Below are 14,772 nucleotides of genomic sequence, written 5' to 3' on the forward strand. Positions count from 1 at the left end.
CTCAGTTCGTCCCTTCGGTCTCGGGTGCCCCGACGCCCGCGGACGTCCAGAGCTTGCCGCCGAGCCGGTCGATCAGCGAGTTCGCGTACTTCTCCGCCACTTCGCGGCCACCCTTGGTCGCCGACGCGCGGATCTCCACCCACCACGCCGGCGTCTGCACCGGACCGACGCCGGGACCGAGCATCCGCTCGACCTCGCCCGGCACCTGGATCAGCAACGGCAGCTCGACCGACACCAGCGGCAGGTCGTCGGCGTCGCAGAGCTGGACGACGGCCCCGTCGCTGACCGCGCGTACACCGAGCTCTTCCCCCGCGGCCTGCAGGCCCGCCAGGATGTCGTCGCTCGACGGCCGCCCGTCCACGAGCGCCACCAGGTCGTAGGTCATGTCGTTCCTCCGCTGCTCTGGGCGACGGCCGGTGCCGGGTCCGCCATCGCCGTCTGGACCAGCTCCGGCCCGTCTCCCCGTCGTACGAACAAACCGCGGCCGGGCGGGTAGTCGCCCGGGTAGGCCCCGGTGAAGAGCTGTCCCTCGCTGCGGTCGCCGGACAGGACCAGACCGGCCGCTCCGGACTCGAGCACCGCGGACATGAACGGCTCGTACATCTGCCGCGACGCACCCGAGGCGCGCCTGGTGACGATGAAGTGCAGCTTGATGTCGCGGCCCGACGCGACGTACGGCAGGAACGCGTCCATCGGCGACTGGCCGCCCGATGTCAGCAGATCGTAGTCGTCGGCCAGCACGACGATCCGCGGGCCGCCCTGCCCTGCCTCGGGGATCGCGCCGGTGTCGTCCGGCATCCGCTTCGCCAGCTCCTCCGACACCCCGTTGGCGAGCCCGGCGGCGACCCGGCCCGTCGGCGCATAGCCACCGACGTACGCCTCCGGCACGAACTCGCGCAAGCCGCGTCGCGGGTCCATCACCGCGAACACGAGCTGGTCCGAGGTGTGCTGGTCGAGCAGCTGCTGCACGACCAGCCGGACGATGTTCGTCTTGCCGGAACCGCTGTCGCCGAAGACGACCAGGTTGGTGTCCCGGCCGGCCAGGTCGAGATGCACCGGTGCCAGCGCCCGCTCGTCCACACCGATCGGGACAACGGCCGGCTGCCGGACCTCGTCGGCCACCTGGTTGCGCGGCAGCTGCAGCGGCAGGATCCGGATCTGCGGTGCCCGCGGACCCTGCCAGGTGGACCGCGCCGCCACCGCCTGGGCCTCGAGTACGTCGGTCAGGTTCGTGTCGTCGGCCGCACCGTCGATCCGGGGCAGTGCGAACTGGGCGTACAGCTTGCTGCCTGGGATCAGCATCCGGCCCGGGCCTGCCTTGCGCAGCACGTCCTGCAGGCGCCGGTCGATATTGGAGTCCGACGGGTCGTTCAGCCGGAGCTCGAGCATCGTCCCGAACATCGACTGGTTCTGCATCCGGATGTCGTTCCACCGCATCATCGCCGTGACCACGTGCACGCCGTAGCTGCTGCCCCGCTGGAGGATGTCGGTGATCGGCTCGTCCAGTTCGTCGAACGTCGTCCGGATCGCGCCGAAGTTGTCGATCACGAGGACAACGTCCGCCGTCGGCAGCTCCGGGAGGCTGCCGGCCGCGTGGTCCGCGCGCAGCGCCTCCATCGTGTCGATGGCGTGGTTGCGGAACACCCGCTCGCGCTGGTCGATCATGCCGCGGATCTCTTCGACCGTCCGCCGGATCCGCTCCCGGTCGGTGCGCAGCGCGACACCGCCGACGTGCGGAAGCTCGGACAGCGCCTGCATACCGCCACCGGCGAGATCGAGCGCGTAGATCGCGACCTCTTGCGGGGTGTGGGTGTGCGCCAGCGAGGTCACCAGCGTCCGCAGCGCAGTCGTCTTGCCGGACTGCGGGCCGCCGACGATCGCGGCGTGACCACCGGCCCGGGTCAGGTCCAGCCGGAGGACCTCCTGACGCTGGTTGGCCGGGTCGTCGACCACGCCCACCGGCGGGCACATCTGCGGCGAGCGGACCGCCAGCTGCAGCCCACGGCCGTCGACGTAGTCCGCACGGCCGGCCAGACCGTCCAGCGTGCACGAGGCCGGCAGCGGCGGCAGCCAGATCTTCAGCACCGGCTGAGCGGTACGGCGTACCTGGTCGACGAACACGTTCAGCACCGTCGGACCGGTCGTCCGCTCGGTCGCCTTCTCCGCGACCGGCATGCGGGCCTCCAGCTCCGCCTCGGACTGCTGGTACGGCGTCAGCTCGTGCGGCTGGACGTACTCGCCCTGGTTCTCGACGACCTCGTCAGCCGGCCTGACGTACGGGCCGGAGATGTACGCCGCCCGGAACCGCTGGTAGACGCTCGTGTCGACCTTCAGGAACCCGAAGCCCGGCAGCGGCGGCAGGTGGAACGCGTCGGTGGTGTCCAGCACCGTCCGGCTCTCTTCCTCGGAGAACGTCCGCAGACCGAGCCGGTACGACAGGTAGGTCTCGAGCCCGCGCAGCTTGCCGGACTCGATCCGCTGGCTGGACAGCAGCAGGTGTACACCGATCGACCGGCCGATCCGGCCGATCGAGAGGAACAGATCGATGAAGTCCGGCCGCTCGTTCAGCAACTCGCCGAACTCGTCGATGATCACGAACAGGTGCGGCAGCGCCGGCAGGTCCGGGTTCTGCTCGCGGTGCAGCCGGTAGTCGGTGATGTTGGCGATGTTGCCCGCGTCCTTCAGCACCTGCTGGCGGCGCAGCACCTCGCCTTCCAGGCTCTTGTACGCGCGCTCGATCAGACTGGCGTCGTCACGCAGGTTGGTGATGATGCCGGCCACGTGCGGCACACCGGCGAACGGCGCGAACGACGCACCACCCTTGAAGTCGACCAGAACCAGCGCGAGATCCTCCGGACTGTGCGTGGCCAGCAGAGCCAGCACCATGGTCCGCAGTACCTCGGACTTGCCCGAACCGGTCGCGCCGATGCACAGGCCGTGCGGGCCCATACCGAGCTGGGCGGATTCCTTCAGGTCGACCAGGACGACGGCGCCGTTGTCGTCGACCCCCAGCGGGACCCGCAGGAACTGCCGATCGGACCGCGGCTTCCACAGCTGGCTGAAGTCCAGCTCGCCGACGTCCCCGATGCCGATCAGGCCCATGAAGTCGACGTCGTCGAGCTGGGCGTCCTCCTCCAGAGACTCCACCGACAGCCGCAGCGGCGCGAGCTCGCGGGCCACGCCCTCGGCCACCGCGGCGTCCAGGCGGTCGACCTGGCCGCTGGCGACCATCGGGTACTGCCCGCGCAGGTCCTCGATGCGGACGTCGTCGCCGTACACGGTGATGCGCATCGTCACCGAGCTCGGCTCCTGGACGCGGTCGGCGACCAGGTGCAGCACGGTGACACCGAGCTCGCCGGGGACGAGGGAGTCGTCTGCCTGCGGGCGGACCTCCGCCGCGACGTCGCCGTACGTGTCGTGCAGGACCAGGATCCGCTGGGTCAGCTTGCGGCGGTCCTCGAAGCTCACCGAGCCTCGGCGCGACTCGGTCGCCCACTGGACCCGCTCGGACAGGTCGTCCGAGAGCAGTTGCGACAGCTTCTGCGGCGTGTCGGCGATCCGGCGGAACGGCGTCGGGCCGTCCGCGCGCTCCGGGTCCTGGACATGCGGCAGCCAGCTCAGCCACTGCCAGTCCGGGAGCGCGGCCCGCGGATACGCGGCCGCCAGGATCACGTCCTCCGGTGCGTGGAACACCGCCGTCTGCACGAGCAGTGACCGAGCCACCCGGACGACGCCCTCGCGGTCACCGATGATGCTGACATTGCCGACATGGTCCAGCGGGACCGTCAGCGGCATGTCCGGCATCAGCGTGAACCGCCGGACCAGCGCGTTGGCCTCCGCCATCATGAACTGGTCCGGGGGCTCCATCGCGGAACCGCCCTGGCCTACCGACGCCGGGACCACCGGCACCCGGCCGCTACCGCAGCGCGGCTGCAGGAAGTCACTGTCGGTACGGCGCCGCTCCCACAGCCGTGACACATCCACGACGCAGTCGAGCAGCGCGTCCGGTGGCGGGTTCAGCTCGAGCGCCTGGTCCCGGGCCTTCCGCTCCTCTTTCGAGAAGTCGTCCCGCATCCGCTCCAGGTAGTCCAGGTAGCGGGTGCGCTGCTCCTTGCGGTCCTTGCCACCCTTGCCCCGGGACGCGACCATGCCGCCGATGGAACCGACCATGGTGAGCGCGAGCAGCCCGACGCCGACCATGACCATCGGACCGGAGCGGCCCATCGTCATCATCGCGACCGAACCGATGCTGCCGACCATCGGCAGCAGCATCTGCATGGCGCCGCCGCCTCCACCGCCGCCGGCACCGCCAAGACTCGGTGCGACCTCGATCACTCGCTGCTGCTGCACCCCGGGGGCAGGTGTACGCCGCGCCGGGCGGTGCACGATCCGGCTTGCCACTAAGGTTTTCCTCCGCTGGACCAGCCCGCGGTTGCGCGGGGGACTTCGTACTTCTTACCGACGGACGTGCGAGACACTCTAGTGGTGGGTGAGGTCAAGGGATGACGGGCGCGAACGATTCCACCGTGGTGGAAATGATTTCGGATCTCGCACCGATCTGGTTACCGGGTTGCGTGGTGGACGCCGACGAGCGGACCGTGGAGGTCGGCTGGGGCCGGGGTGCACTGCAGATGTCCGCGGTGGTCGGCGTCGGCGAGATCGTCAATCGTTGCCTCCAGCTACCACAGCCGCGCTGGCCGGAGCAGATCGAGGCCTGGCTGCGGGCCGTCGTCGCGGAGGGTGAGCTCGCCACCGAGGAGCACCGCTACGGCGACGTCGGCGAACGTCAGCGTGCCCTGCTGGTGCAGCGCGGCTGGTCCGCCCGGACGGCAGGCCCGGTCGCCGACGCGTTGATCCCGTTCGGGGACCACTTCGAGGTCGTCGTCTTCGTCCGTACCGGCGACGAACTGCGCCGGCTGACCGTGGTCCGGCGCGCGATGCTCGGCCTCGCCGATCCCGGCGTACCGTCACCGGTGCAGTTGTCCCTGGCCGAGATCAAGGACCTGGAGCCGCAGCAGAACGATGGATTCACCGTTCTCGGCCGCGACGACGACCCGCTGGTCTCGATGGCGATCGTGGACCGGGAAAACTTGTTGCCACAGGCATCGATGGGAGCGGGCCTGTTGATCGGCGTACCCCGATTGAGCACGCTCGCGTACTGCCCCGCCGACGCCGGGCAGGCGCGCGCCGACGCGCTCGCCCGGTGGGTCGCCGAGAGCTACCAGGGCGCGCCGGACCGATGCTCGCCGGATCTCTTCTGGTTGCAGGGCGACCAGATGGTCCAGGTTCCCGTGACGCTGGAGACACCGCCGACCGCAGTACTCCCGGCCGCGGTCAAGCCACAACCGCGGCGGACCTGGCTTCGGCACCTGTTCGGTCGCTGAGGCCGGCTACTTCTTCGACGGTGACGGACTGACCGGGCCGGAGGTCGTTGCCGTCGGCACCGGCTGCTGGTTCTTCTCGTTCTCCTTGGCCATCGAGGTCTTGAAGTACGAGACTCCGGCACACCCGGCACAGGCGACCGCCCCGATCATCACGCTGGCGAACACCTTCCCGGTCTGCTCGGTCAGCGTGTTCCTGGCCCGTTCGGCCCCGAACAACCAGGCCTCCCGCAACCGCCGCCGCCGGACCGCGACCGACTCGATGACCTGCGTACCGTAGTTCCCGGACATCTCAGCCCTCCCGGTCCAACGCGTCCAACGACGCCGCGTCGATCGGTTGCGGCGCAAGCGAAGCCCGCTCTGCCACCGACAGGATCGGGAGCGTGCCGTAGCCCAGCTCGATCGCGCCGTTGGCCACCGTGTACGCACCGCCACGGCCGAACATCACCAGCAACGGCTCGTACGGATCAGCCAGCTCTGGGAACCGTTGCCGCGGGAGGCTCCCGAGCGCTGCCCACCGCACGATCACCGCGGCATCCGTCGGACGGACCGGAAACTCGCCCGCGGTCGCCGCGTCGAGCGCGAGCCTGGCCTGCAGCGCCGGGTCGACAGCGACCGCCGGATCCACGGCGCCGGCCAGATCGCCGAACGGCCAACTCTCGATCGCTCCGACGGCCAGCGCCCACTGCGCCGTCCGTCGCAGGAACTCGCTCGCCAGCCGTGCGCGGGAGCGGCGCCGCTGATAGGCGATGTCGTCGTCCCACTTCACGGCGAGGAGGCGGTCGACCATGCGCTCCGCGGCGGTCGTGTCGGTCACCATCCCATCCCCTCGATCGCAGCTCGGACGACCTCGTCCAGGTTCGACAGATCAGGCGCGATCCCACCGGGAGGAGGGGTCAGCCCGAGCGTTCTCCAGTGTTTCAGCAAGTCCGCCTCGTCCCAGCTCTGCAACGACCGGGGTGCCACCTGATGCGCGCCCGCGTGCTCGCGACTGAAGTCGTAGTACTTGTCCGGTCCCCACAGCTTCGGTTCGGCGAAGTTGTACGGTACCCCGGCCTCGATCAGCTTGGCTTCCACGACCTCGTGGGCGATCAGTGACCGCAGCATGTTGACCTTGTCGCGGGACAACTGCTTCCCCGACGCCGCTTCCTTCCACAGGTCGGCGATCACCTCGTCCGCTCTGAAGTTCCCGTGCCGGACATCGCCAGGGCCGATCGCGACATCGTGGGTGTTCACGAAGAGGTTCCGCCTCGCTGTGTCCACCAGCGACGGATCGAGGTTCGCCGCCGCGGCGACGTTCGGAACGTCATCCGTCATGTTCCGGATGTCGCGGAACCCGGCCTCCGCCTTCGGGGTGTCGTTCTCGACGAACTCGTTGTGGTCCGGGTCGCGCACCGGATACTCCGCGTTCCGCTGGGCCGCCGGCGAGGCACCCTCCGGCGCGGTCCCGTGCGCCGGCTGTTCACTGTGCGTCGGCCGTTCACCGTGCGCCGGCCGCTCACCGTGCGCCGGCCGCTCACCGTGCGCCGGCTGCTCGCCGTGCGTCGGCTGCTCGCCGTGCGTCGGCTGCTCGCCGTGGCCGGCGTGTGACGAGTAGTCCGGCTGCGGACCGTCCGGCGCGGATCCGTATCCGCTCTGCCGCGGCGGCTGGTCGTGGCGGGCGTACGGCCCGTGTTCCTGCGGCGAGTACCCCGGCCGCTGCTGCGGGTTGTGCGGCTGCTGCGGGTTGTAGGGCTGCTGATGCGGTTGCTGCGGCGGCCCGTACGGCGACTCCGGCTGACGCGGAGGCCCATACGGATCATGCCCCGCCGGCCCAAACGGCTCCTGCCCCGGGTGATACGGCGGCTGCCCCGGCTGCTCCCCTGGGTGATACGGCGGCTGCCCCGGCGGCTGCCCTGGGTGGTGCGGGGGCCGGCCCGGCTGCGGCGGATGCGGCTGCCCAGGCTGGTTCGGCGCATGCGGCTGCTGATGGCCCGGCCCGTACGGCGGCCGCTGATGCGGTGGCCCGTACGGCTGGTGCGGCTGGCCCGGCTGCTGATGCCCCGGGTACGGCTGGTGCGGCTGCTGGCCCGGGTACCCCGGCTGCTCCGGCTCCCGATGCCCCGGACCGAACCCCGGCTCCCCCGGTTGCCGATGTCCTGGACCAAACCCCGGCTGCCCGGGTTGGCCCGGCTGGTTCGGCGCATGCGGCTGCTGATGCGGTGGCCCGTACGGCTGGTGCGGCTGCCCCGGCTGCTGATGCCCCGGGTACGGCTGATGGGGCTGCTGCCCCGGGTACCCCGGCTCTCCCGGCCGCTGCGGCCCGTTCGGCTGCTGATGCCCCGGGTAGCCCGGCTGCTCCGGTTGCCGATGCCCTGGACCAAACTCCGGCTGGCCCGGCTGGTTCGGCGTATGCGGCTGCTGATGCGGTGGCCCGTACGGCTGATGCGGCTGCCCCGGCTGCTGCGGCCCGTAGTCCGGCTCCAGATGGGGCGGACCGTAGTCAGGCTGCTGGTGCTGCCCAGGCCCAAACGACTCACCCGGCTGATGCGACTGCCCAGGTCCGTACGACTCACCCGGCTGGTGCTGGCCCGGACCGAACGACGGCCCCGGCTGAGGCGGCCCATAGTCCGGCTGACCCGGACCGAACGACTGCCCGGGCTGGGGCGGGCCGTAGTTCGGCTGGCCTGGGCCGTAGGGCTGCTGGTGCTGGCTCGGGGCGAACGGGTCGGCTGGCTGGTGCGGCTGGCCCGGGCCGAACGGTGCCGTCGGGTGCACAGGCTGGCCGGGAACGGACAGGTCTACCGGAGGCTGCGGCGGGTGCTGCGGCGACGGGTAGCGGCTCTCCGCCTGCTGCCGCCAGTACGAACTCGTGTTGTCAGGCTCCACCGCAACCCGCGGCGCTTCGCCGACGGGCGCGTCGGCTGGCCCGCCGTGGTCACGCACATGCACGTGCCACGTCTTGGTCTCCGGATCGAACTCCAGCTTCGTCGGGTAGAACGATGTGTGCGGCGGGTGGATGACCTCGTCCACACCAAGGTGCGGATCACGCAGGAACGACATGTCCTTGCCGTGGTGAGCATCGATGTGCATGACCACCCGAGCCGGCGCGTACCGCCCGCCGCTGAAGATCTCGGCGCCGGCTGGATCCTTGTCCGAGTGCGTGAACGCCGGCTCCCGGACGGTGCTGCCCGGTGTGTACCGGTCCAGGAACGCCTGCAGTTCGCCGGGTGTGTCGAATGTGATCCCTCGATGGATCTCCCCCACGTGGTCCGGCAGTCTGTTCATCGCCGACGTCGCCACACGGACGAGCGGCATCCGCTCGACATTCGGGTCGCCTGCACGGAACGCTCGGTTGATGTCCTGATGGGGCATCCCGAGCATCTCTTCCATGGCATTGAGCTCGACGTCCGACAGATCGTCGATCTGATCCCCGAGCTGTGCTCGCCCACGCCCCCGGTGCTCGGCCATCTTGGCCCGGTCGATCGACCGCAACGTGGCTCGGTACGCCGCCTCGTCCTGCGCCGAAGCCCGGAACCCCCGATCAGCCAACTCCGATCCCGCAAACGGTCCGCCATCGTCCGCCCGCCCAGCCCCGAACTGCTGAGCCCCACGCCCCTCCGGCGCATGCGTGCCGGAAGTGTGCGTGTCCGGGACACGCGTCTCTGCCGCATGCGTACCCGGAGTACGCCCCGCCGGCACACGCGTCTCTGCCGCATGCGTATCCGGCGTGCGCGCGTCCGGAGTGCGCCCATCCGGCGTACGCCCGTCGACCCCCGGAGTACGCCCGTCGACCCTCGGGGTACGCCCCGCCGGGGTGTGCGTTTCCGCGGTACGCCCGCCAGGCGCATGCGTCTCCGGCGCTCGACCCTCCGGCGCACGCGGCTCCGGCGTACGACCCTCCGGCGCATGCGTCTCCGGAGTGTACCCATCCGGCGTACGGCCGTCGGCCCCCGACGTACGCGCCGCCGGGGTGTGCCTTTCCGGCGTACGACCCTCCGGCGCGTGCCGATCCGGCGCACGACCCGCCGGCGCACGCGTCTCCGGAGTGTGCCCATCCGGCGTACGCCCGTCGGCCCCCGGGGGACGCCCCGCCGGGGTACGCCCCTCCGGCGCGTGCGGGTCTGGCGTGTGGGCGTTCGGTGCATGCGTGTCCGGGGCGTGGTGTGGCTGCTCCGGAGTGCGGGATTCCGGTTGATCCATGTGACGGGGCGTCTCGGACTGCGGAGCGTCGGACCGCGAGCTCGGCGTACCGGACTCTGGTGCACGCCCCTCGGGGCGTGAGGCTGTTGGTGACGCCGGGTCCGGGGTGCGGGCTGGCGCGTCTGGTGGGTTGAGGCGGTCCGCGATGGACGTGGGCGCGTTGGGTACGTCGGGAGCGCCCGAGACGGGACGTACGTCGCGCTGGAAGCGCAGCTGGGACGCCGGCGGGGTGTTCGGCGAGCGCGGGATGCCGTCCCAGCGTCCGCCTGGTTCACGGGTGGCGAACATAATGGAGTCGATATCCACCGGCCGGCCGTTGGCGTCGTGGTACGGGTTCACCGGGTGCGGGGACGTGTGGCCGGGTGGGAACGAGTCCACCAGCCTGCCGCCCGGAGGCTGCGCGTCCAGGAACTTGACCCGGCCGCCCTCGTCGACGAAGGCGTTGAAGACGTGCCCGCCGGTACCGCCCTTCCAGGTCACGAAGATGTTCGCGTGCGTGCCCGGCGGCTTACCGGTCAGCGCGTCGTACACCCGGCGGTACGCCGCATTCGTGAAGTCCGCCGGGTTGTGCGGGCCCTGCGGCGCCGCCATCTTGTGCTCCGGCCGGAAGTCGTCCAGGTCCATCCACTCGAGGGTCCCCTCGGGATCCTCGCCGCTCTTGAACGCGTTCCCGGACGCCAGCCGCGGCTCACCGCCGTTCAGGATGTCGGCGACGTTCCGCGAGATGTCCGGGCAGTTCATCCGGTAGTGCGGGCTCAGGTCATGGTCCGGATTGACCCGGCCCACCCAGTCCGGCACGTTGCTCACCGGCGGGTCGCCGACCGAATCGTTCAGCTCGCCCCAGCGCGGGTCCTCCCGCCGCGCCGGAATGTGCTGGTGCGGGTCGACCATCGAGCGCGGCTTTCCCGGCTCCGGACGCAGATAGTCCGGCTTCAACCGGTCGAGCTCGACCTGCCGGCGCAGCGGGTCGTCCCACTTCGGATCGTTCGCCGCGTCATGCGGCCGATTCGGCGCACCCGGCGCGTTGGAGTGCGGCGCGTTCGGCGTGCCCGGGGCGTTGGAATGCGGGGCATTCGGCGTGCCCGGGGCGTTGGAATGCGGGGCATTCGGCGTGCCGGGGGTGTTGGAGTGCGGGGCGTTCGGTGTGCCGTGCGGTGCGCCGACGTGCCCTGGTATGCCGGGGTGCACCGGCATGAACGGCTGGACCATGGGGTCGGCGTTCCTCGCCGCAGGTGCCACGTCCGGCGCCCGCGCCGGCCCCGGCTCAGGCGTGCGGGGCGTCTCCGGCGTGTGCGTACCGGGGATCTCCGGGGAGCGTGTGCCGGGGGTCTCCGGGGAGCGTGTGCCAGGCGTCTCCGGGGTGTGCGTGCTCGGTGTCGTCGACTCAGGTGTGCGACCCGGGGTGGTCGATTCCGGCGTATGCGGAGTCCCACTTTCCGGCATGCGCGGAGTGTGCGTGCCGGGGGTCTCCGGGGAGCGTGTACCGGGGGTCTCCGGGGTGTGCGTGCCGGGTGAGTCCGGCGTGTGGCTGGTCCCCGGCGTGTGCGTGCTCGGCGTAGACGGCTCGGGCGTGCGGCCTGGAGTGGTCGACTCCGGCGTGCGGGTCGGGCCTGGCGTCCCTGACTCCGGGGTGTGCGTGCCGGGTGAGTCCGGCGTGTGGCTGGTCCCCGGCGTGTGCGAGCTTGTCGTAGACGGCTCGGGCGTGCGTGTGGTTCCCGGGGTCGTGGTGGAGTCCGGGGTACGCGTGGTGCTCGGCGACGTGGAATCCGGCGTGCGGGTGCCGCTGGGCGTGGTCGAGTCGGGCGCGCGGGTCGAACCAGGTGCCGAGGACTCCGGCCCGCGGGACGTGCCCGGCGTCGTCTGCCCGTCAGGAGTGCGCGTCGTCCCCGGCGTGGTCGACTCCGGTGCACGCGACGTAGACGGCGTGTTCGACTCCGGGCCGCGCGATGTGCTCGGCGTACCGGACTCCGGTGCGCGCGAGGTGCCCGGCGTGGGCTGGGTGTCCGGGGCGTGAGTGGTTGGCGCCGACATTTGGGTTGTCGGGGCCGGGGAGTTGCCGCCGGGTGTGGTGGTGCCGGGGCCGGAGTGCGCGGCGGGCGACGTCGTACTCGGGTCGGCGTGAGACAGCGGAGCCGACGGGGCATCGCTGACCGGACTCTGCGGCGTGCCGCCTGTGTCGTGTACCGCAGGCGTGTCCACCGATGGACTGTCGACCGTCGGTGCATTCGCATGGGCCGCCGGCGTGCTGACATCCGGGGTGTGCGTCGGCGTGCTGACGTCCGGGGTGTCCGACGAACTGACGTCCGGAGTGTGCGTCGACGGTACGTCGATGTTCGGGACGCCCTGCAGCTTGAAGGTGTCGCCGACGATCGGGATCTTCGACAGGCCGCCGACCACGTCGCCGACCTTCGGGATCTTCGTCACCGCGCCGAGGACGCCGTCGTGCATGGCGATCCTGGTCCCCTGCGCGAACTCGGCCACCTTGGCGACCTTCGCCACCGCCATGCTCGCCGCGCCGAACTTGCCGGCCATCGCCGCGGTCTTGATCGCACCGGCACTACCACCGCTGGCCACGGTCGCGACCACGTTGGTGAGCGCCATGCCGAACGCCTTGCCCGGGTTCTTCGCCCACTCGTCCCAAGCGACGAAGCCCTTGACCATGCCCAGACCCATCTGGGCGCCCTGCTCGCTGTACGACTTGACCGCGTCAGGCCGGGTGTCCAGGCCGGTGAGCTGATCGAAGCCCCACCAGGCGAGCTCGATGGGCGCGGTCGCAAGATGGGCGACCATCAGGCCCAGGCCCTTCCAGGCGTTGCCCGCATCCTCCCAGGTGGGCATGTCCCACCCGAGCTTGTCCTTCGCCCAGTCCCGGACACCGGGGATGCTGGCGATCGCGGGCAGCACCGGGATCAGGGTCAGCAGACCCTCGAGCGTCTCACCGACCACGGTGGCGACACCGACGACGAAGTTCACCGGGAACTCGAGGCAGTCCTGCCACAGCGGCTTGTCCCGCTCCTCGGACGTTCCCCATGCCTCCGGCGGCGGATCGCCGTCCTGCTCCTTCTGCTCCGGCGGCTTCTCGCCCTCGCGCACACCGGTCTTCGAGTCCCAGGGCTTACCGCCGTGCAGCTTGACGATCTCGTTGGCGGCGGAGAAACAGAGGTTCGGAATCTCCTCCCGGACGATCCGGCGGACGTCCTCGACCATCCGGTTGTTGTCGTCGATCATGTCCTGATCGTTTTTCCACTCCGGGTTGCGGTTCTTCCGCCGATGCCACTCGTAGGCCTCTTCCCGGATGTCCTTCAGCGTGCCGAGCTTGCCCCGGACGTCGCCGGTCAGGTTGGTCAGATGCCGCGACATGGCCGGCAGACTCGGACCGAACTCGGTCAGGTTCGTCTGGATCTTCTTCGTCGAGTTGACCAGGACCTCACGCTCAGGCGCGTGGTACACGCCGTTCAGGCGCTGGAACGTGTTGTGGACGTTGTTGCCCAGGTCGGTGAACTTCTGCCCGAGGCCGCTGAGTCCTGGCACGTTCTGCTCGAGCGCCGTGACCACGGTCGAGATCTTCTCGATCGGGATGCCGTTCGGTTCGATCATGTCGGTTCAATTCCTCGGTCGCGCTGGGTCAACAGGATGCTGGTTCCGCCGGGGGGCCTACCGGGTACGGCGACGTACGCTCAGGCCCGTGGCCGAGCCGCGGCCATCGCCTCTTCGAGCGACTGCTCGCTCGGGGCGAACGAGCTGACACCGTGCTCGGCCACCAGGAACACCTGGTTGGCGTAGCCCGGCGGCACGAAGACCAGGAACTCCTCGGCGGGTCGCGCCTGCCAGTCGGCCAGATCCTCCGGCGTCGCGCCCAGATCCGGCGACGGCGCCTGCGCGGTCAGCCACTCGGCCAGCCGGACCCGGCCCGCCTCGATCACCTCGGCCGGCACCTCGGCCGGCTGCTGCTCACTCATTCCGCCCTGCTCCCTGCGGTCCGCCGGGTCGAGCCGGGCGGCTTCGGGATCTCGCCCCGCCCCGCGGCCTGTTGCGCGTTCAGGACCATGTCGTGCTGGCCGTTCATGTAGGCCTTGACCGCGTTCGACGCGCCGGTCAGTGAGGAGCCGACCTGCTTGGCGGCGGCCTCGATCGTCGGCTGCCAGTGCTGGGCGTACTCCCCGATCGCGACCGCGACGACCGCGAAGGCGTCGTACTTCAACGGGGTGATCAGGTTGGTCAGCTTGTCGCCGTAGTCCTTCGACAGCTTGTTGAACGGCTCGGCCGCCGTCTGTGTGTCCGTGAGGACCTTGCTGGTGCCGGCGACATCGATATCCCAGTCCACTCTTGCTCCTCCGAGGGGTCGGGGGCCAACTTGGGCTCACAAACCGGCCCGGACGCAGCCAGTCGCTGGCCGGCGTCCGGGACCGTGCGGATCCGACGGTGCGTCAGCCGATACCGTCGACCGCGGCGGACGCCTTCTTCAGCGTCGCGGCGGCGGTGGCGTCGTTCGCCGACATGGTGTCCTGCAGCGACTTGATGATCGCCAGCGTCGACGCGGCCGCCTTGTCGAAGCGCGCCTCGACACCGCGGTACTTCTCGGTCACGTCGGTGGCCGAGGCGTCCCCGAGCGCGGCGGCGACGTTCTTCTTGTGCGCCGCGATCAGACCCTCGATCTGGCCGGAGAGGTTCTTGATGGTCGTCTGCACCTCGCCGGAGGCGGCAGTGTCGTAGCTGTTGCGGTTCGCCATCGTCAGTTCCTCTCTCAGCGCTTGCCGAACTTGGCGGCGTTGAAGTCCGCGCCGCCCTGGTTCTTCTTCGCGGTGTCGGCCATCTCCGTGTCACCGCCGCGGAAGGCGGTGTCCATCCCCGACTGGCCCTGGTTGATCGCCGCGAGGCCCGCATTCAGGTCGCCCGCAATGCTGTCGACGTTGGCCTTGAAGGCCATGAACGCCTGCTTGCCGGAGCCGTTCATCTTGCCTTCCAGCGGTTGCGCCGCGGCGACCAGTTGCTTCACCAAGCCGCCGAGGTCCTGCGTTCCGGTCGTGGTCTTCTTGGCCAGTTGGCCCAGGGTGTCCTGGCCCATGTCCCAGCGTCCGCTCACAGTCTCTCCTTCGCAGTGTCGTTGCGCCGCACCGTCAGGTTAGTGGTCGGAGCGGGTCACTCGGCGAACCTTGTCGGCAGACCGTCACTTTCGGCTCACGTCGACCAGAGCGATCGCGCAACGCCC

Annotated in this window: 10 protein-coding genes; 1 reads left to right on the forward strand and 9 read right to left on the reverse strand. The window is 70.4% G+C overall.

The features are described from left to right. Position 1: 1 nt before the first annotated feature. Together ACIBG5_RS07370 and eccCa are read right to left on the reverse strand one after the other, a co-directional pair. Positions 2-385, reverse strand: coding sequence for a hypothetical protein (locus tag ACIBG5_RS07370; RefSeq protein ID WP_396390671.1), 384 nt, complete (start codon positions 383-385; stop codon positions 2-4). Continuing rightward, positions 382-4,401, reverse strand: a complete 4,020-nt coding sequence (gene eccCa, locus ACIBG5_RS07375; RefSeq protein WP_396390672.1) for a type VII secretion protein EccCa — start codon at positions 4,399-4,401, stop codon at positions 382-384. Before eccCa ends, ACIBG5_RS07370 begins: the two co-directional genes overlap by 4 nt. A 134-nt stretch (positions 4,402-4,535) precedes the next feature. On the opposite strand from eccCa, the gene ACIBG5_RS07380 reads away from it, so the two are divergent. After that, the gene (locus ACIBG5_RS07380; protein ID WP_396390673.1) at positions 4,536-5,384 is read left to right on the forward strand and encodes a hypothetical protein; all 849 of its coding nucleotides are present in this window, start codon (positions 4,536-4,538) and stop codon (positions 5,382-5,384) included. 6 nt (positions 5,385-5,390) lie between these two features. On the opposite strand, the gene ACIBG5_RS07385 is transcribed toward ACIBG5_RS07380, so the two are convergent. The 7 genes from ACIBG5_RS07385 to ACIBG5_RS07415 form a co-directional block, all read right to left on the reverse strand. Continuing rightward, entirely contained in the window at positions 5,391-5,672 is a 282-nt protein-coding gene (locus ACIBG5_RS07385) for a hypothetical protein (protein WP_131356895.1), read from the reverse strand. Between the two features lies 1 nt (position 5,673). Further along, positions 5,674-6,198, reverse strand: coding sequence for a hypothetical protein (locus tag ACIBG5_RS07390; RefSeq protein WP_396390674.1), 525 nt, complete (start codon positions 6,196-6,198; stop codon positions 5,674-5,676). After that, positions 6,195-13,160: a toxin glutamine deamidase domain-containing protein gene (locus tag ACIBG5_RS07395; RefSeq protein ID WP_396390675.1), complete on the reverse strand. Its 6,966-nt coding sequence runs from the start codon at positions 13,158-13,160 to the stop codon at positions 6,195-6,197. Before ACIBG5_RS07395 ends, ACIBG5_RS07390 begins: the two co-directional genes overlap by 4 nt. An 80-nt stretch (positions 13,161-13,240) precedes the next feature. Beyond that, complete coding sequence (locus tag ACIBG5_RS07400; protein ID WP_360446937.1) at positions 13,241-13,522, reverse strand: hypothetical protein; 282 nt, start codon at positions 13,520-13,522, stop codon at positions 13,241-13,243. Then, positions 13,519-13,887 carry a DUF6507 family protein gene (locus tag ACIBG5_RS07405; protein WP_396390676.1) on the reverse strand — a complete coding sequence of 123 codons (369 nt, stop codon included), beginning with the start codon at positions 13,885-13,887 and terminating at the stop codon, positions 13,519-13,521. The genes ACIBG5_RS07400 and ACIBG5_RS07405 overlap by 4 nt, the downstream gene beginning before the upstream one ends. Before the next feature lie 103 nt (positions 13,888-13,990). After that, on the reverse strand, positions 13,991-14,293 hold the full coding sequence (locus ACIBG5_RS07410) for a hypothetical protein (RefSeq protein ID WP_131356880.1): 303 nt from the start codon (positions 14,291-14,293) through the stop codon (positions 13,991-13,993). Positions 14,294-14,307: 14 nt separating this feature from the next. Next, positions 14,308-14,646, reverse strand: coding sequence for a hypothetical protein (locus tag ACIBG5_RS07415; RefSeq protein WP_360446933.1), 339 nt, complete (start codon positions 14,644-14,646; stop codon positions 14,308-14,310). Positions 14,647-14,772 lie beyond the last annotated feature (126 nt).

Source organism: Kribbella sp. NPDC050241, assembly GCF_044459685.1.
Classification (GTDB): Bacteria; Actinomycetota; Actinomycetes; order Propionibacteriales; family Kribbellaceae; genus Kribbella.